This is a genomic window from Paenibacillus sp. 2003 (assembly GCF_031455635.1).
Classification (GTDB): Bacteria; Bacillota; Bacilli; order Paenibacillales; family Paenibacillaceae; genus Paenibacillus; species Paenibacillus amylolyticus_B.
The window spans coordinates 441,998-460,025 of the sequence record NZ_JAVDTB010000002.1 but is presented as its reverse complement, the minus strand read 5'-3'; the positions used below and the strand labels follow the sequence as shown (position 1 = coordinate 460,025).

Genomic DNA, 18,028 nt, shown 5'->3' with positions numbered 1-18,028 from the left:
TAATGAAAGAATGGTTAGAAGCCATTCAGTGGTGGAATAAAAATCAGGTAAAGCTCATGGACATTCGTCATCTGGTCTTGAAGCCGGGACAGACGATTAGGCCGTATGTTCTGCCAGCCCATGCTTTTTTGCTGATGGTCAGAGGAGAAGCCATTGTTCATATGGGCAAAGAAAAGCTCAGGTCCACCCAGACGCAGGTTCTACATGGTGTCAAAGGAACAACTATACATATCCATAGTCTGGATCTCCCCTTGGAATATTATCTGATTTTATATAAACCCCAGCCAAGCTCCACTGGTACCGACCCGTCGAGAGTGGAAAACGTACAACAGGAGTATGAATTTTCCCCGCAGCAGTATTATTTTGCATCAACATATCCGCTGTCGCTAATTCCTATAATGGAGAGAATGCATGAATGCTGGGTAAGCGGCGAAGAATTGGACAGGTTGCAGGTTACAGGACTGTTGTATCAGTTTGTATACGAACAGTTTCGTCAATGGAGGCAGGCGAGTGATCAGGTGGCTGATCCTCCGGAATTAGCCGAGCAGATTGCAGCATACATTCAGGAGCACTACGCACATCCCGTGTCCATGGAGGATATGGCGGCCCAATTTCATTACAGCAGTCATTATCTGGCACGGGTATTCAAGCGCAAATTCGGATGCAGTCCGATGGATTACGTCATCCAAACCCGGATGAATCGAGCCAAAGTATTGCTTACAGAGACAGAGGCTCAGATTCGTGATGTGGCTGAGAGCGTTGGATATAAAGATTTGTACTACTTTAGCCGAATCTTCAAACGAATGATGGGAGAAACTCCCGCTCAATATAAAATGCACAGTCATCTGCTTAAAGGTTCAAATCGTACCAATAAGAAGTCGGAATCGTTCATTGCTGGAGAACTCACACAACGCTATATTGATAATAACGATAATCATTATCAATACAACACTTGGAGCGTGAATGACTTGAATGTTCGTTTTAAGCCTACTTTGGCGGTCAGTTTATTATTTAGTTTATCCCTGCTATTAGCAGCTTGCGGGGGAGGAGCTGATCCACAGTCAACAGCAAATGAAGATGCTTCACTGCCTGCAACCAAAATGTATACCGACGCATCGGGGAGAACGGTTGAGATTCCAGCCCAATCTGCCAAACCGGTTGTGATCACATATGGTGGGTATTTGCTGCCACTCGGAATGAAGCCGGCGGGTGCCAACAAGGAAACACTAGATCTGTACCCGGAAGAGATGGCTAATGTGCCGGATATCGGATCAGGAACGGGGAACGTAGAAATGGTCTCGGATCTGGAGCCAGATCTGATCATCGTACCTGATTATACAAGCACGGAAGTGATCGGCACCTATGAGAAAATTGCGCCCACGATTACGGTAGCCTGGGGCGGTGACCCGGATGTCATCAACACCCTGAGAACGATGGGTGAGATTATGGATCGGAAAGAGGAAGCAGAGCGATGGATTGCTACTTTTGAAGATAAATTGAATGGGATCCGAGATGAACTGAACATCAATATTGAACCGGGAACCACGGCCATGTCCTTCGTCATCTATAACAAGGAGGTATTACTTGGGGGAGAAGGTGGCACATTGGGCAAGCTGATATACCAGGATTTCGGATTTGATATGCCTGAACAGTACAAAGCCTATGCAGATGGTGGAACCGTGCTCTCATTGGAGAAGCTGGCGGATAAACCTGCAGACTACTTCTTCACCCAGATGGAAGATGAAGAGATGGAGCAGATGATGGAACTATTCAACGAGCCGGTGTATCAGAGTATTCCTGCGATCAAAAATCATCGGATCATTAATGTTTCTCGCAACTATTGGAATTATGGACCTTATCTGGTCGACAAGGGGCTGGATAGCCTGATTGAGCAAGTGAGCAAGCTGCAGGAATAGAGATCACTTCATTCAATAAGTGTGGCCCCCGAACACACGTTATATCAGAGTAGGTCATAGGTGAATTCACCTATGGCCTGTTTTGTTATATCGTCGGTTCTGTATATAATTAAAGCTTATAACCCACGGAACATTCGGAGCGATATGATATATGTTAAATTGTGGAGTGGAAGAAGGGGGTCTGTGAATGTATCGTATCGGAATTGTAGGACCGAAGCCGTCCATTGAGCGAACCATGAGTGCGTTGCTGGGTTACAATCTGGGGGCGAGCTACGAGCTATATGCCTATGAACATGCAAGAGAAACAGGAGACATTATTAGACGAAATCGGGAGAATGTACACGGGTGGGTATTTACGGGGCCGATTCCTTATCTGAGTGCCCAAGCTGTACTTCTTGAAAAAGAACATGCGATATACTGCCCTCCTACAGGGGCAAGCTTGTATAAGGCGATGCTTCAAGCCGTCTACACCTTGGACAGTCCGGTGAAAGATATCTCCATTGATATGACAGATAACGAGAGCTGGGGGCTGATGGACAGCCTGGAAGAGCTGAATTTCTCGCAGGAACAATTACGTAAATACGTGTTTTCTATCGATTATGATGTGGAGGCCATGATTGAGTTTCACGTCCAGCATTGGCAGGAGGGGCTTACCAAAGCAGCGATTACATGTCTGTATGCGGTGTATGAAGGCCTGTTGGAACGTGGGGTACCTGTCTTCAAAATTGATTCAACCAAGCAGGAAACGGTGCAAGCCGTACGCATGCTGATTGAACAAATTCGCAGTTCCGCGTTCAAGGACAGTCAGATTGGTGTACTTATGATTGAGATCGATCGATTGCATGAAGCTGGCGAACAATCGACAGAGCGTTACCAGTTGCAGCATATGGAGCTGAAGATCAAGGGAGTACTGCTGCGACACTGTGAACAAATCGATGGATCACTTCATCAAGACGGCACTGGGAGATATCTGATGTATGGTTCAAGAGGTGTAATGGCTCGTAATATGGAATCACTGCATTCGACCATGCATCAGTTGGAGCTGGATACAGACTTGCCCTCCTTTGCCGGAATTGGATTCGGGGAGACGGCGTTCGATGCCGAACGTCATGCACGCAAAGCCATCCAATATGCCAAGGATGATGAAGCAGGACGAATCATTATCTATGAGACGGATGGAACCATTGTGGAGGCGGCAGGAGAGGACCAAGAATTATCCTACGAAACGTATTCAAGTGACATCGAACTGCTGGAACAATTGAACAAAGCAGGCGTCAGTATCCGTACATTCCAGAAAATAAAGGCATACATACGTCGAATGGGCAAAGAAGAATTTACAGCCGGTGAACTGGCTTCCGGACTGTCGATGACCATCAGGCACGTACAACGAATTATGGGTAGCCTTACCGCATTTGCACTGGCAGAAATTGCTGGCAATGAGCTGAACACAAGGCGGGGAAGGCCTAGTAACCGTTATCGTCTTCTGCGTTAGGTTAACGAACATAGAACGAAACAATAAAACCGATGATGCAACCTTATGTCTCATGTCCGTGTGGAAAGGACAAGAACACAAGCGTGGCTCAGCGGTTTTTTTATTACAAGTGTTAAAATACATAACACAGGTATTGAACTTTATGTGGAGTTAATTATATAATGTCCTAAAATTACGACATTTTCGTTAAATGTACGTTAATGATCTGCTAACGGGGACAAGACCTCATCAGACTTGTTCAGTCAATCCAGAGGCAGTTCCATCACAGTCAGGGGGGAGTTTGCATGGTGAATGCGGACAGACAGGAGAACACAGGACTTTTTGGTTGGGTAGAGAAAGTAGGGAATAAGCTTCCCAATCCGTTTTTATTGTTTATCTATCTCATTGTCGCCCTGATGGTTGCCACATTGGTGTTATCACTCTTTAATGCGACGGCACATAACCCGATTGATGGGGAGCAGGTACACGTCAAGAACTTGCTGAGCAGAGAGGGGATTCAGTGGCTGTTGCCGAATGTGGTCAAGAACTTTGCCGATTTCAAACCACTGGCTTCCATCCTGGCTCTGGTGCTGGGCATTGGTCTGGCGGAGAAGGTGGGGCTTCTTGAAGCGGTTATGCGTAAAATGGCTGTTCGAGTACCTGTGCGTTACGCCAGTTATCTCGTTATTTTCATCGCGTTCTTCAGCCATGTATCCTCGGACGCAGCGCTTGTGATCATGCCTCCGCTTGGAGCGCTGATTTTTCTTGCGGTAGGCAGACATCCGGTTGCCGGATTGATCGCCGCGATTGCTGGTGTGGGTGCAGGTTTTAGAGCCAATATGCTCATTGTGACCACGGATGTATTGTTGTCAGGTATCAGTACCGAGATTGCGGCCTCTGTAGATCCCAATGTGGGTGTTACGGTTCTGGATAACTGGTACTTTATGTCTGCTTCGGTTATTGTGCTGACCCTCGTTGCGGGGTTCATGACTGACAAATTCTTGGAACCACGCCTGGGCCGTTACGAAGGGGAGCGGGTGTACAAGCTCGAAGCGCCGACACCTGAAGAGAACCGGGCACTACGTGCAGCGGGAATCGCAGCATTGCTTTTTATCGCCGTGATTGCATTCATGGTCGTGCCTTCCAATGGGGTGCTTCGTAACCCGGAAACGGGAAGTGTCATGGGTTCGCCTTTCCTGGCCGGGATTGTTCCTGTCATTTTACTGTTCTTCTTTACCGTAGCACTGACTTACGGCATTAAACTGAAAGTGATTCAAAACCAGAACGATCTGCCGAAACTGCTCATTGAACCGATCAAAACGATGGCTGGATTTATCGTGATGGTATTCCCGCTGTCTCAATTCGTGGCGATGTTCAACTGGAGCAACATGGGCAAATTCCTGGCATTGACCATTACGGATTTACTGGAAAAGACGGGCATTAACGGCATTCCAGTGGTGATCGGACTGATCTTCCTGTCGGCATTGCTGACAATGTTTATTGCAAGCGGATCAGCGATCTGGTCGATTCTTGCCCCGGTGTTTATTCCAATGATGATGCTGCTTGGATTCCATCCGGCATTCACTCAGGTTATTTTCCGGGTATCGGACTCGGTCGTTATTCCCTTGGCTCCAGTATCACCGTTTGTACCGCTGTTCGTAGGATTTCTGCAGGATTACCGAAAAGACGCGAAGCTGGGAACGTATTATTCACTAATTTTGCCGTATTCGATTGCGTTCTTCTCGGTGTGGGTGGTTATGGTCATTCTATGGTATGTCTTCAACCTGCCACTTGGTCCGGGAGTAAACGCAAGACTGTAGGAGATCAACAGGAGCAGGCTTAGTGACTCCTAACGTTGAATGAGTAGTGTAGAACTGTATATACGATGAAATAGATAGAGGTTGGAGAGAGGGGAATGACACATGATGGATATTATCGCGCTTCGCCGGGATCTGCATGAACATCCTGAACTGGGATTCACGGAATTTCGTACTGCGACCAAAGTGGTGCAGATGCTGACGGCACTTGGGTATAGCGTCACTTATGGAAAAGATGCGATCGACGACACATCACGGCGGGGTCTGCCCAAGCCGGAAGTGTTGGAAGATGCATATCAGCGTGCCCTCCGGGAAGGTGCAGATCCGGTGATTGTGGAGCAGATGCGAGGTGGATTCACTGCCGTTGTTGCTGAACTTCAAGGGGAGCAGGATGGACCAACGACGGCATTTCGCTTCGATATGGATGCACTGCCAATCCGTGAGAGCAAGTTGGAGCAACACGCACCGCAAGCGGGACAATTTCGTTCCAGTCATGAAGGCATTATGCACGCTTGTGCACACGATGGACATACAACGATTGGATTGGCGCTTGCAGAACGGTTGAGTAACCGTAAGTTTGCCGGCAAAATCCGGCTGTTGTTCCAGCCTGCCGAAGAAGGTGTACGCGGGGCATATGCCATGGTCGAAAAAGGAATGCTGGAACAGGTGGATCGCCTGTTCTGTATGCACTTGGGTACCGGTGTGCCATCCGGTCATATCAGAGGTGCGTCTGCCGGATTCCTGGCAACCACCAAGCTGGAAGCACACTTCACCGGTGTATCTTCCCATGCAGGGGCTTCGCCGGAGGAAGGACGGAACGCGCTGTTGGGTGCAGCGACCGCCATGCTTAACATTCATGCACTTCCCCGGTTCAGTTCGGCAGATACCCGGATTAACGTAGGCATTCTGGAAGGTGGAACAGGAGCCAATATTATTGCTGAGCATGCCCGTATGGTTATTGAGACGCGTTCGACGAGTGAAGAAACGAATCGGGAGCTGGAACGTCGCGTGCGGAATATCATTGAGCATAGTGCGGCCATGCACGAACTAACCGCTACCGTTGAGGTGGTTGGAAGTGCCATCCCGATTCGATGTGATATGGAACTTGCAGAGCTTGCGGTTCTGCAAGCGGAAGGCATCGCTGGTTTCACCCATGCAGAAGCCATATCGGATAGTGCTGCTCTCGGCAGCGAGGATGCCAGTTATATGATTCGGCGAGTACAGGAGCAAGGTGGCAGAGCTACGTATATGATTGTTGGCAGCGAGTTGCCTGCTCCGCATCATCATCCTGAATTTGATATTGATGAAGCGGTATTGACCCCTGCGGTGGAACTGCTGGAGAAGTTGGCACGCACGCTGTAGACAACCAGAGAAGTAGGCTAGCAGATATTGAGGGATTAAGAGATAGCTGTGCAAATCAGCATGATGTAAGTTAAGTTCGAACCCGCATGAGAATGCGGGTTTTTATTGTAACCCCTATTGGAGATCGTATGATGACGATAAAAAAAAAGATATTGCGAACGCTTACATTGTGTGCTAACATCACCATAACAACAGGATTGTAACCGTGTTTAGGGCAATACCTGTGTCAGTTCATTCGTTGGTTGTTTGTTCATCAAACGATTGATTGCGTTTACATTTTCATATGGAATGAACCTCATTCCTCAGGGTTGTTACTGATTGCAGGCAAAACCTGAATTGAGGGCAGTAGACCGCGCTAAAGCGATGTCTGTTTGCCTTCGGTTCAGGTTTTTTTATATAAAAAAATGCCTGATGGCATGATCGCAAGCGCGGTAGCAGATATTTCGAGCAGAAAGGAGCGAGCGAAACAGACCATTTTTCCTAAATAGAGATATAGACTCATCCAGACATTGGAATACTGATTCTTAGATACTGAACATTTCCAATGAACTTATCCCATCACACACTATTCGACAGCGAGGAGATTTATGACATGAAAACCATTAAACGTTCGATTGCTGTAGCAACCATTCTGGGGTTATGTGTATCCGCTCTACCAGCTTATGCAGCAGGCAATACAGGACCTACTTCTTCAGCAGCGATGGACAAGCTGATCCAATCCGAGCTTATTCGCGGCAGCGGTCAAGGTGTTAATGCAGCTTATCTGAACAAAAAGGCGACACGTATTCAGGCCGCAGTACTTTACTTGCGTTTGTCCGGATTGGAGAAAGAAGCACTCGCTTATCAGGGATCGGAAACGTATGACGATGCGGCTCAGGCAGGCAAAGTATTACAACCGGTCGTTGGTTACTTGAAGCAGCATCCGTATGTGGCTGAGATCGTAACAGGAACGGAGAAGTTTGAACCTAATGCACCCCTTACAGCGGAAGGTTATGCCGAAATGCTGCTGAAGGTGCTTGGATATGAAGCAGGTACGGATTATGAGCAGGGAGCGGCTTCCACCTACGCGGCTGGTAAAGGAATCAAGGCACTTCAAGGGAAGGGCGCGAGTCAACTTACCAATCGCCTGATGGCAGAGGCAACCGCACAGGCTTTGCAGATACAGCTCAAGAATGGCAGTGGAACTTTGGAGCAGAACTGGTTGAAACATAAAGAAGCTGGAGCGTTCAAACCTCAAACGGTGCAACAGACCAAGTATGGCGCGATTGATGGCAAAACCTATAAGCAATATGGCACGCTCGGCTGGCTTGGTGTTCCATACGCGGCACCTCCGGTAGGTGAACTGCGCTGGAAAGCTCCGCAAGAACCGGAAGCATGGACAGGAACGAGAGCGGCTAAGGAATTTGCAGCAAACAGCTTACAGATCTCCGGCAAGACTACAGCGGGAAGCGAAGATTCGTTGTATCTTAATATCTGGCGTCCCGACACAACCAGTTCGAAACTTCCGGTTATGGTGTTCCTGCACGGCGGCGGGAATATGACGGGATCAGGTAAAGATTTTCAAGGTGAACAGCTTGCACGGAGTACCAACAGCATTATCATTTCAGTGAATTACCGTTTGGGAGCCCTTGGATTCTTCGAGAATACAGCGCTGAAAACAGGCAATGCCCTGGATGACTCAGGTAACTATGGTCTGCTTGACGCATTCCGTGCATTGGAGTGGGTACAGGATAATATCGAAGGTTTTGGCGGAGATACAGGCAATGTTACATTAGCCGGACAATCTGCTGGTGCACGTGATGTGCTGGCAACTCTGATCTCTCCACTTAGCAAAGGGCTGTATCAAAAAGTTATTGCTTTCAGCGGAGGATTGACGACAGCATCACCGGAAGAAGGCGAGCAAAAATCCGAGGATGTACTTGTGAAGCTACTCGTGCAAGAGGGAAAAGCGGCTAATGCAGAAGAAGCAAAAGCATGGATTGGCAAGCAATCTCAGGCACAGCTGGAGAGTTACCTGCGTGCACTGCCTGCGGACAAGTTGGTCACTGCGTTTGGCGCAACGGCAATCCGTATGGACCCATTCCCGCATCTGTTCCGTGATGGCACAGTGATTCCAAAAGAAGGGTTTGACGCCATCAATAATGGCAATTATAAGAAAGTTCCTGTATTGCTCGGCAGCCTGGAAACGGAGTTCTCCGGTTTTGCCTTCGGTGATCCAAACTTCTCTCCATCCATTACGGACGAGACTCTGTTTACTGATAAAACCAAGGCGGAACAATATGCTGCTGCGTTGAAATACGGTAGCGAAGCTTATGCAGGCTTTAATGCAGAGCGTGTAGCGGAACAATTGACAAGTGAAGCAGGTCAGCCACCGGTATATGCGTATCGTTTTGCATGGGGTACACAACCTGGGGTCATCTCTGAGCGTTTGCTCACGTTACTGGGCGCACCACATGGTGCGGATATGGACTTCTATACAGGACACGCAGACGGAATTGCTGCCTATTTCCCTGATGGGTACTTTAGCGATACAAACAAACCAGGACGTGATCAGTTGTCCGCCGCGATGGCAGCATATCTGAAGCAGTTCCTGTACACAGGCAATCCAGGTACGGGTGGATCACCTGATCTAGCGGCATGGACACCTTGGACGAAAGATGCCCAAGCCCCAATCATGCGTCTGGATGCAAGTAATACAACCGCAGAGATTGGCATGTCCACACAATATAATCAAGGCAAAGAAGCCGTAATGGCGAAGATGAAAAAGGAATTGCCTGAAGAAACATACAAACTGTTGACGGAAAAAGTGTTCGCAGGCCGTTTCTTCTGGGAATAAGGATTACTGGGTAGGAAGGTATATATAGATAAAAGGTATATAGATAAATTGAAAGCCAAGGGAGCATGCTCTCTTGGCTTTTTTATACTGTTCGTTATGCTTAATTATGGTATTGTTGTAAATATAAATTAATAAGATATGGGAAAGGGGAAAACGTACATTATGGATGGAGCTAGTAATTTTGTTATTGCTGGGATTATAACTCTATTGATTTTCTTTATTATGATGGGCCTCGTATTATATCTGATCTTCTATCTTGTGATGAAGAGGTCTGGTGTCAAAGAGGAAGTATCCGCATTAAGGATGGAAGTACGAGTATTACAAGAGGAAGTAGAGCGGAACAAGCAGGAATTGGAAAATATAAAATCTCGTTAACTTTTCGAACCACTAGTTGTGGATACGCGGAATGGTGTGGATACAACAGTATGGGAGGATAGGGGCTCTTCGCCCCTTCCTACTCTATACAGCGTGAAACCATTCAATTCAGCCTTTGCATACCGAGGGCACTCGAACTATTTCTTGGCAAAAAAACTAAGTGTTCCCGTGCTTTCATCTGCACTCACAAACAGGCTTCGTCTGTTAACACGATGGATTCCCTCTGGTGATTCTCCGGCTGTAGGAATCAGACCCAGGTAGTCCGGATTGACCGGATCAGCAAGATCAAAGAACAAAATGGCATCTGCACGTTCGGAAGCTACCGTGGCATATGTTGTGCCGTCTACAGTAGCAACGGTCAGATTCTCCACTTCACTGCCTTTATTGGGACTGCGATCGTCCGGGTACAAACCAACCATGGCGGTTGCCTCGTCAATGAGGTTCTGGCTATCGTACATCCGCTGGCCTTGCAGATCCCAGACAGCAACATTGCGTCCGCCCGCTTTTACACCATCCTCAAATTCATTCTTGCCCAAGTCCCCTTCATTAGCTGTCAGCAGGTATTTACCATCTGCTGAGAAAGCAATTCCATCCGGTTCATAACGAGCTGTCAACGTCTCTTTAAACTGAACGATACCATCATCTTTCAGATCTGCTTGATGTGAAGTGGTACCCAGAGCGAAGATTGAGCTAATTTTTTTTGTCTCCAGATCTACAATGGCAACGACATTGTTTTCCTGTAACGTAATGGCTGCTGTTTTGTTATCTGGACTAATGGCAACATACTCCGGTTGTGGATCATGCGGATAGATGGCGCCTTCTACCTTGTCCAAAGAGACCGGCAAGTTGGTGATTTCACCCTCCAATACGTTCCCGCCAGCAAAAGATACTACCATAATACTACCCGGACGTTTGGTGTTGGCATAGTCAATTTCATCGGCAGCTTTATTCAGTTCTTCATCCTCTATCGCGATAACCGCATGCAGACCGTCAGGTGACAGTGCAATGGAGTCAGGACCAATGCCTAGTTCATATGTTTTGACGGTTTTGTAGGTTGTCAGATCCACAATGGCAAGCAATCCTTTGTTTGCTTCGCTATCTGTATCCCCTGTACGAATAATAGCAAGACCGTATTTACCATCTTTGGACACGGTTACGCTTGTGACTTCAGCTTTGGCGGAGAGGTCATGGAAGCTGACTGTCTTCAGGACGTTGATGTTTTTCAAGTCAGCAATATCCAGTATGGCAATGCTACCATTGTCTGCTTCGGTTACGAGCAGGCGCTGTCCATCTGGCGTAGAGGCTGATATTTCTGCTTTGCCACCAGGCATCTGAAACGATGCGGTCTGTTCAAAACCGGTTTTATTTTGTTTCAGGATCAGTTGATCCGTAATTAATTTTAGCGTTTGGGAAGATACATACGTTGTACCTTTGGTGATGTAACTTTTACTGTCCAAAGGAGTTTTCACACCGTTGATGGTGGCTGAAGACGTTCCTATTGGAAGTTGTACTTTAGTATCTGCGATCTGGATATCAACACTGCGACTGCTTCCGTTCCATGTGACCGTACCCTGCATATTTTGGATGGCTGTACGCAGTACGACATGATTATTGGTAGTTTTAGTTGCGTCAGCGGCATGAATCATTGATGTGTAGCTGGTTGCTCCTGCGGTAAGAATGGCAGTCATCGACAGAACGGCAAGCCATTGATTTCTCTTATTCAATGTTCCAGATCCCCTTTATCGTTTCGTGTGTAATGAGTTGTACAATTGTTTTAGTATAGGGAGCTAATGTTAAGGTGAGGTAAGAGAAGTCTGCGATTTGTGTAAAAGGTTATACGTGACCTTCATATATAGGACTGGTCTAAAAAAAGAAATTGCGGTAGAATTAATTGAGAATCATTATCAATTAATTCGGACTTTCTCTACTGATAAGTCTGATCAAGATATAGGCGAGGTGAATACCCATGCGCACGGATGATGCACTAGGCGTAGTATATCAGCATTACCTGACCCAGGAACCTTACAGTCAGCAAGATGAACACACGTATCTGCTCTCTCCCAAGGCGGGCAGTGGCAATATTAAAAGAGTAACGACATACAGTGGCATTGAGATTTTATATTCCCAGGTTGAATATCATCAGCCTTATCCTACGTATTTTGCTTCCGAGACACCCATTGTGGAATTGCAATTTGCCTTATCAGGAGAGCGACATGTGGATATATCCGGTCAGGATTATTCATTATCGCTAGGGCAAGGGGCCCTTATTTTTATGCATGATTTCGAAGCGTGGTTTCATCCTCCGGCAAGGGAACTGTATACGTCCTTTTCGCTGGGGATTCCGGTTTCTCTGTTCAATTATGCTGCGGCACAACTGGGCGGTTTCAAGTCGATTGCGTTTAATCAGGTGTTAGGACGAAAAGTGTTTAAGCCGATTGTATTTCATTTGGATAACCGGATACGAACGATGATCGACAGTTTGATTGTGGAATTAAACAACAGTTATCGATCATCCTTAATGATGGAAGCGACAGCCTTGGAGATCTTGAATCGATTTATGATCCAACTGTTTGATCTGGCGCCAATCCCCGCGGGATTCTCCAGAGAGGACATCCGGAAGTTACATACGGCACGGGAGATTATGGAGGCCTGTATGGTAGATCCTCCATCTTTGCTAGCATTGTCCAGACAAGTAGGTCTTAACGATTTTAAATTAAAAAAAGGATTCAAGGCACTTTTCGGAAGCACGGTGTTCGAATATTTGCGTCAGATTCGTCTCGACAACGCCATGAAGTTGCTGCGCAATCAGAATAACAACGTCACCGAGGCCGCGATTGCGGTCGGTTACAGCAATGTCAGTGCCTTTTCGCAGCAATTTTATCGCAAATTCGGCGTGAAGCCTTCCGAGATGAAAAAGATTTATTAATAAATCCGTCTTGCCGTGAATTGTTCCGTATGGAGGCAGTGGGGATTCTCTCAGCCTTGTATACTCCAGGTACAGTGGGTACTGTACTGAAATATAGAGGAGTGTATGAGCATGAACCGAATCAGAGGAAGTATTTTTTTTAGCGTATTTGCAGCCATGTTGGGTCTGATGCTGATTGCACCCATTATGCCGCCGCTTATTCGCGAGTTGGGCATGAAAGAAAGCCATTCCGGTCTTATTATCTCGCTTGGGTCCATTATGATGGCTGTTATGGCTCCGGTGTGGGGCAGATGGAGTGATATAAGAGGAAGAAAACTAGTCATATTGATTGGATTTATAGGTATGTCTGTGAGCTGTGCATTATTTGCACTGGCATTGTATGGGGGATTAAATGCATGGATCGGAGGGGGAGTATTGTTAACCCTTCTGATTGTAACGCGCAGTCTGATCGGCATGTTCATTCCGGCGGTGCTGTCTTCTGCCCAAGCCTATATGGGTGATGTGACAGAAGGGGAAGAGCGGGGAAGCGGGATGGCGATTATCAGTGCTGCGAATGGACTTGGCCTTGTATTTGGACCAGCGATTGCAGGAGCTTTTACCCTTATCGGTCTGCTCTGGCCGCTTTATTTTGGCATTTTTATAGCGATCGTTGCGTTTATTATTGCCTTGCTGTTAATCCCGTCAGCCAAACCGGTCATTCAGGCAAAACCGCCTAAAGTAAACCCGTTCCAACGTGGATTACGAATGTACCTTGCTGCCGGCTTAGTCACGATGATGGGCATCATGACACTACAGGTTGTCGGAGGATTTTATTTTCAGGATCAACTGGCTCTATCTCCAGCGGCGACTGCCCGAATGGTTTCGTTTGGACTCATGTTCTCTGGAGCAGCGATGTTGATCATGCAGATCATGCAGATGAAATGGTTGAAATGGCAGCCACGCCCAATGATTTTGCTTGGGTCCCTTTTCCTGATCGCAAGCATGATCCTTTTTTTGGTCTTCAATGTGTTATCCATGTATTATTTCTCGTTTTTCCTGTTTGGCATGGGTTCAGGTCTGATGATGCCCGGGTTCATGGCAGGTGCTTCGCTGGCAGTTAGCAAAGAACAGCAGGGAGGTGCAGCGGGATTGGTAGCAGCGATACAGGGGATATCCGCCGTCATTACGCCTTTACTTACAACGACACTCTATCAGGTGGACAAACATGTTCCATTTATGCTCGTAGCTTTTCTGGTTGTCTTGCTGGCAATCATGATGCTGGGAATGCGGAAGAATCAATCCAATACTGTAACGGACGCCATTCATTCGTTATAGTCAGACAAAGTCAGAAGATCAAATAAGGTCAAAACAAAAGAAAAAAGGATCTATTTTAAAATAGTGAATCATGATGAAAGAAAATCGGTTTTTTTCGTCTTTTACGGACTTTGAGCCTGATTTGCACGGGTATTATAATAATCAATGTAAGCAACACCAATAAACCAACCACACAAAAGGAGTTGATTTTCATGTTTGATCTGATTCCGTTTCGTAAACGAAATGAAGACCCGTTCGGACACATGTTGAAATCCTTCAATGACATGGTTGAGAACTCATTCTTCTCCCCTTTTGGAACTGGCTCCCAGCCATTCCGGACCGACATTCGTGAGGAAGAAGATAAATATTCGGTAGAAGCCGAGCTTCCGGGCATTGCCAAAGAGGATATAGACATTCAGGTTCAAGGTAATGAATTGATTATTCGTGCCAAACGCAATGATATAGTGGAGCAGAAGGATGACTCCAATCGAATCATACGGCAAGAACGCCGTTCCGGCGAATTTATCCGGCGATTCTATGTTGATCATATTGATGAGGAGCACATTAAGGCCAAATTGGAAGAAGGTGTGCTGAAGCTCGAGATTCCGAAACGTCCTGGTGATGATCAATCTCGCAGACGAATTCAAATTGACTAAATTGACTAATACACGGTGGGTAAAATAGTTTCCTTATATGGCAAAAAACATGCAGGAGACATCCATAAGGATGTTTTCTGCATGCTTTTTCATATGAATTGGACGATACATAACTGACTATCCATTGGGCTGGTTCCGAGTTATTTCTCTGCTGCTGCTTGCATCAGGGCATAAATCTTACGTGTGGTATTCACATTTCTAACCGTCATATAAGCATAGACTTTGGACCCCACAAGCTTGTTCATGCCACTTTTGGACGCATCTTCTCTGCTGACTGAATATAAAATCGCTCCGGGAACATAGATCAGTGTACCAATTTCCGGTTTGATGGGCAGTTGGTCCAGCACGGAGGGCTCATTAATCTCATCCCAGAGGAACATCACATCACTTTTGGCGGTGTCATCATTAACCCATTCTTCTGGCAGCGCCTGAATAACGCTATGGATTTCATCCATATTCCGCACCATCACCCTGATCTGTAAGCCAAAATCGGCGGCGATGGCCTGTTCTAACACATGGGATATCTCCCTATTTGCTTCGGCACGTTCCTGATGATCGGCAAAAATAATATTGCCAGAGTTGATGTAGGTAACAACATCCAGCATGCCTGCTTGTTCAAACGTTTCTTTCAGCAGCTTCATATTGATTTTATTGTTCCCGCCTACATTAATGCCTCGTAGCAAAGCCACATAGATCATATGGACGCCCCTCCAATTCCTTCAATTCACCGTTTTAACAAAATGACAGATATTCGAAAAGATGAGCAGTATACTCTTCTCCCAACAGATCTTGCAATAAAGGTTCCACTTGCTCCAGATACTCGGGCTTGGTTTCATAGGTTTCTTCATCTTTTACTTCTCCGGCATAGGTGCGCGCCGCTTCAATCAGGATGGCTAGTGCACTGAAAAAGTCTGACAGCGAATCAGCAACACGGTTTGGTTCTCCACCTGTAAAAGCGGCATATACGGGAGAGTTTGGTGCTTCCACATCTACAATTAACGGATCATCGTTAAAGTTTGCGATGACGACGTGATTTTTTGGCCAAGTGGAGGACTCCTCATAAGGTTCATTCATGCCAATCCAGCGAAACCCCAGTTGCTGACGAAGCAGATGTTCAGGTGCGACAAAGGAAATAAGTGCGGCATCACCGATTTCGATGGCGGCATTTTTCATTTTGAGTGTACCTTCCGCATCCGCATCCATCATGTCATAATGACTGTACAGATATTGAAGTTCTGGAGAAAGATGTATTCGTGTATCCACTTCCGGCTGGTGATGTTGTTCGCGGGGACGCAGATCATGATTTTTGAAAAGTCCATAAGCTTCATTATATAAATCCTGCTGTTCCACCAAACGGCTCAAGGCCGCATCCAGTTGTTGCATGATGTCTGAGTCCTCCTAATAACATTGATATAATAACAGGCCGATTCGTTTGATTCTTGGCTATAAGCATTATACTATATCAAAGATAAATTCAAAAAAACATTTGAATACGTTTACATTCATGAGTGGACATGATATACTTTCACTCAAATAAGGATTGTTACTGCTTCGGGCAGGCAAAACCTGAACATCACTATGCGTGGACTTTGTTCCATTCATATTGTTGTTCGGGTTTTTTTGCATTGATCCCAACCCAACTAACATCACGCTGTACAGAAGAAAGGGGAGCATTATGAACAAGAGAAAATGGTTAAACGGTTTTGCCGCAGGTTGTCTCAGTATCATCCTGGTGATCAGTGGATGCGCATCCAAAGCGCCACAAACCGCGAGTGACACACCGAATCAGCCGACAGAACAGACAGAGAATGAAACCCAGAAACCTGCAAACAACCAAGCTGCCAAAGGTAGAACAGTGATTACAACCGACGGTGAAGTGGATGATATGAACTCGGTCATTCGTTTCCTCTTATATTCGAATGAGATGGACCTTGCCGGAATTGTACTGACCAGCTCGGTGTATCATTATGCTGGAGACGAGGAAGCGGGGATCCAACCGTTCCGCTGGACAGGCACACAGTGGGTGTACGACATGATCGATGCCTATGGCGAGATCTACCCGAACTTGTCCAAACATGCGGAAGGTTATCCGGAGCCGGAACAGCTTCGAGCGATGACGAAGATCGGTAATATTTCCGATAAAGGGGAGATGGAGAAGGAAACCGAAGGTTCCGAGTTCCTCGAAACTCTTTTCCTCGACGATGACTCCCGAGACCTGATTGTTCAGACATGGGGTGGCACCAATACTACAGCCCGAGCGCTGAAATCGATTGAGGAACAGTACAAAGACACGGCTGAGTGGGAGACGATCCGCAAAAAAGTCAGCGACAAACTGGTCCTGTATATCATTCTGGATCAGGATGACAGTTACAACGAATACATTGCGAAGAATTGGCCGGATATCCGCATTCTCAACGACCAATCGAACTTCTGGCATTTTGCCTATGCATGGAAGATGCATGCCGAAGAAGTGAACAGCAAGCTTCATGGCGACTGGATGGTCAAGAATATTCTGAACGGACATGGCAAGCTGATGGATATGTATGCATCGATGGGTGACGGTAAAATGATCGAAGGCGAACTGGACGAAGAACAGCGGGGAAGTGCTGAATATCTCAAGAACAATCCACAATATGACAAGTACGATTTTATATCCGAGGGTGATTCTCCATCCTTCTTTTATCTGATCGATAATGGGCTGCGCAGTATGGAAGACCCTTCCTACGGCGGTTGGGGAGGACGCTTTGGCGTTGTGAACGACAAGCTGTATAGAAACAATGTGCTTGATTACGATCCATACACCAAACGATATGAAGCCGAATACTCTCTGATGAGATGGTTTGACGATGTGCAGGATGATTTTGCAGCACGTGCAGACTGGGCAGTTGCAGACACTTACGAAGGTGCCAACCATAATCCGTCTTTAACGATTAAGGAAGGGGTGGATCTAAGTGTTAGTCCTGGGGAGAAAGTTACTCTTCACGCGGAGGGTAAAGACCCGGATGGAGATCAACTGACGTATACGTGGTGGAGATATTTCGAAGCGGACACGTATGAGGATTCCAAAGTAACACTGAACAAAGTTCAGCCGGAAATGGCGGGAGACTTGTTACTTGGCTTGCATCGTGAACTTGCCAAGGATGAGCAGGTGGATACGATAAAATTGCAGGGCAGTGACACCGAAGCGGTGACATTTACCGTTCCTGACGATGCCAAATCGGGCGATACCATTCATATCGTTGCCGAAGTACAGGATGATGGAGAGCATCAGTTGAAGCATTATCAACGTGTGATCCTAACCGTGAATTAGAGAAATAGAGGGGTTGTCCCAAAAGTCATCAACATGACTGGTGGGACGCCCCTCTTACTTGTGTAA

Annotated in this window: 12 protein-coding genes; 9 read left to right on the top strand and 3 right to left on the bottom strand. The window is 46.6% G+C overall.

What is annotated here, in order from left to right:
• Nucleotides 1-2: 2 nt before the first annotated feature.
• The 5 genes from J2X75_RS14035 (at nucleotide 3) to J2X75_RS14015 (ending at nucleotide 9,402) form a co-directional block, all read left to right on the top strand.
• The gene (locus J2X75_RS14035; protein WP_310337290.1) at nucleotides 3-1,916 is read left to right on the top strand and encodes a helix-turn-helix domain-containing protein; all 1,914 of its coding nucleotides are present in this window, start codon (nucleotides 3-5) and stop codon (nucleotides 1,914-1,916) included.
• 187 nt (nucleotides 1,917-2,103) lie between these two features.
• Complete coding sequence (locus J2X75_RS14030; protein ID WP_310337288.1) at nucleotides 2,104-3,408, top strand: hypothetical protein; 1,305 nt, start codon at nucleotides 2,104-2,106, stop codon at nucleotides 3,406-3,408.
• A 284-nt stretch (nucleotides 3,409-3,692) separates the two neighbouring features.
• A complete protein-coding gene (locus J2X75_RS14025; protein WP_310337287.1) occupies nucleotides 3,693-5,207 on the top strand; it encodes an AbgT family transporter in 1,515 nt (504 codons plus the stop codon).
• A 102-nt stretch (nucleotides 5,208-5,309) separates the two neighbouring features.
• Nucleotides 5,310-6,566, top strand: coding sequence for an amidohydrolase (locus J2X75_RS14020; protein ID WP_310337286.1), 1,257 nt, complete (start codon nucleotides 5,310-5,312; stop codon nucleotides 6,564-6,566).
• A gap of 592 nt (nucleotides 6,567-7,158) precedes the next feature.
• On the top strand, nucleotides 7,159-9,402 hold the full coding sequence (locus J2X75_RS14015; protein ID WP_310337285.1) for a carboxylesterase/lipase family protein: 2,244 nt from the start codon (nucleotides 7,159-7,161) through the stop codon (nucleotides 9,400-9,402).
• A gap of 512 nt (nucleotides 9,403-9,914) precedes the next feature.
• Here J2X75_RS14015 and J2X75_RS14010 read toward each other — a convergent pair.
• Nucleotides 9,915-11,501, bottom strand: coding sequence for a choice-of-anchor I domain-containing protein (locus J2X75_RS14010; RefSeq protein ID WP_310337284.1), 1,587 nt, complete (start codon nucleotides 11,499-11,501; stop codon nucleotides 9,915-9,917).
• A 242-nt stretch (nucleotides 11,502-11,743) separates the two neighbouring features.
• Between J2X75_RS14010 and J2X75_RS14005 the strand changes: the two genes are divergently transcribed.
• From J2X75_RS14005 to J2X75_RS13995, 3 genes are all read left to right on the top strand, one after another.
• Entirely contained in the window at nucleotides 11,744-12,703 is a 960-nt protein-coding gene (locus J2X75_RS14005) for a helix-turn-helix transcriptional regulator (protein ID WP_310337282.1), read from the top strand.
• A 111-nt stretch (nucleotides 12,704-12,814) separates the two neighbouring features.
• Nucleotides 12,815-14,017 (top strand): MFS transporter, encoded by a 1,203-nt coding sequence (locus tag J2X75_RS14000; RefSeq protein ID WP_310337281.1) that lies wholly within the window; start codon nucleotides 12,815-12,817, stop codon nucleotides 14,015-14,017.
• A 191-nt stretch (nucleotides 14,018-14,208) separates the two neighbouring features.
• Complete coding sequence (locus J2X75_RS13995; RefSeq protein ID WP_310337280.1) at nucleotides 14,209-14,652, top strand: Hsp20/alpha crystallin family protein; 444 nt, start codon at nucleotides 14,209-14,211, stop codon at nucleotides 14,650-14,652.
• A gap of 140 nt (nucleotides 14,653-14,792) precedes the next feature.
• Here the strand turns inward: J2X75_RS13995 and J2X75_RS13990 are convergent, their stop codons facing one another.
• Both J2X75_RS13990 and J2X75_RS13985 read right to left on the bottom strand, forming a co-directional pair.
• A complete protein-coding gene (locus tag J2X75_RS13990; protein WP_310337278.1) occupies nucleotides 14,793-15,350 on the bottom strand; it encodes a DUF1697 domain-containing protein in 558 nt (185 codons plus the stop codon).
• A 34-nt stretch (nucleotides 15,351-15,384) separates the two neighbouring features.
• Nucleotides 15,385-16,035 carry a hypothetical protein gene (locus J2X75_RS13985; RefSeq protein ID WP_310337276.1) on the bottom strand — a complete coding sequence of 217 codons (651 nt, stop codon included), beginning with the start codon at nucleotides 16,033-16,035 and terminating at the stop codon, nucleotides 15,385-15,387.
• A gap of 292 nt (nucleotides 16,036-16,327) precedes the next feature.
• Between J2X75_RS13985 and J2X75_RS13980 the strand changes: the two genes are divergently transcribed.
• A complete protein-coding gene (locus J2X75_RS13980; RefSeq protein WP_310337274.1) occupies nucleotides 16,328-17,962 on the top strand; it encodes a nucleoside hydrolase-like domain-containing protein in 1,635 nt (544 codons plus the stop codon).
• The last annotated feature ends 66 nt before the right edge of the window (nucleotides 17,963-18,028 follow it).

What these genes read in the sequence shown, in the direction of transcription:
- J2X75_RS14005 (WP_310337282.1), top strand. Translation starts at nt 11,744, where the DNA reads ATGCGCACGGATGATGCACTAGGCGTAGTATATCAGCATTACCTGACC.
- J2X75_RS14000 (WP_310337281.1), top strand. Translation starts at nt 12,815, where the DNA reads ATGAACCGAATCAGAGGAAGTATTTTTTTTAGCGTATTTGCAGCCATG.
- J2X75_RS14030 (WP_310337288.1), top strand. Translation starts at nt 2,104, where the DNA reads ATGTATCGTATCGGAATTGTAGGACCGAAGCCGTCCATTGAGCGAACC.
- J2X75_RS14020 (WP_310337286.1), top strand. Translation starts at nt 5,310, where the DNA reads ATGATGGATATTATCGCGCTTCGCCGGGATCTGCATGAACATCCTGAA.
- J2X75_RS13995 (WP_310337280.1), top strand. Translation starts at nt 14,209, where the DNA reads ATGTTTGATCTGATTCCGTTTCGTAAACGAAATGAAGACCCGTTCGGA.
- J2X75_RS14035 (WP_310337290.1), top strand. Translation starts at nt 3, where the DNA reads ATGAAAGAATGGTTAGAAGCCATTCAGTGGTGGAATAAAAATCAGGTA.
- J2X75_RS13985 (WP_310337276.1), bottom strand. Translation starts at nt 16,035, where the DNA reads ATGCAACAACTGGATGCGGCCTTGAGCCGTTTGGTGGAACAGCAGGAT.
- J2X75_RS13980 (WP_310337274.1), top strand. Translation starts at nt 16,328, where the DNA reads ATGAACAAGAGAAAATGGTTAAACGGTTTTGCCGCAGGTTGTCTCAGT.
- J2X75_RS14025 (WP_310337287.1), top strand. Translation starts at nt 3,693, where the DNA reads ATGGTGAATGCGGACAGACAGGAGAACACAGGACTTTTTGGTTGGGTA.
- J2X75_RS13990 (WP_310337278.1), bottom strand. Translation starts at nt 15,350, where the DNA reads ATGATCTATGTGGCTTTGCTACGAGGCATTAATGTAGGCGGGAACAAT.
- J2X75_RS14015 (WP_310337285.1), top strand. Translation starts at nt 7,159, where the DNA reads ATGAAAACCATTAAACGTTCGATTGCTGTAGCAACCATTCTGGGGTTA.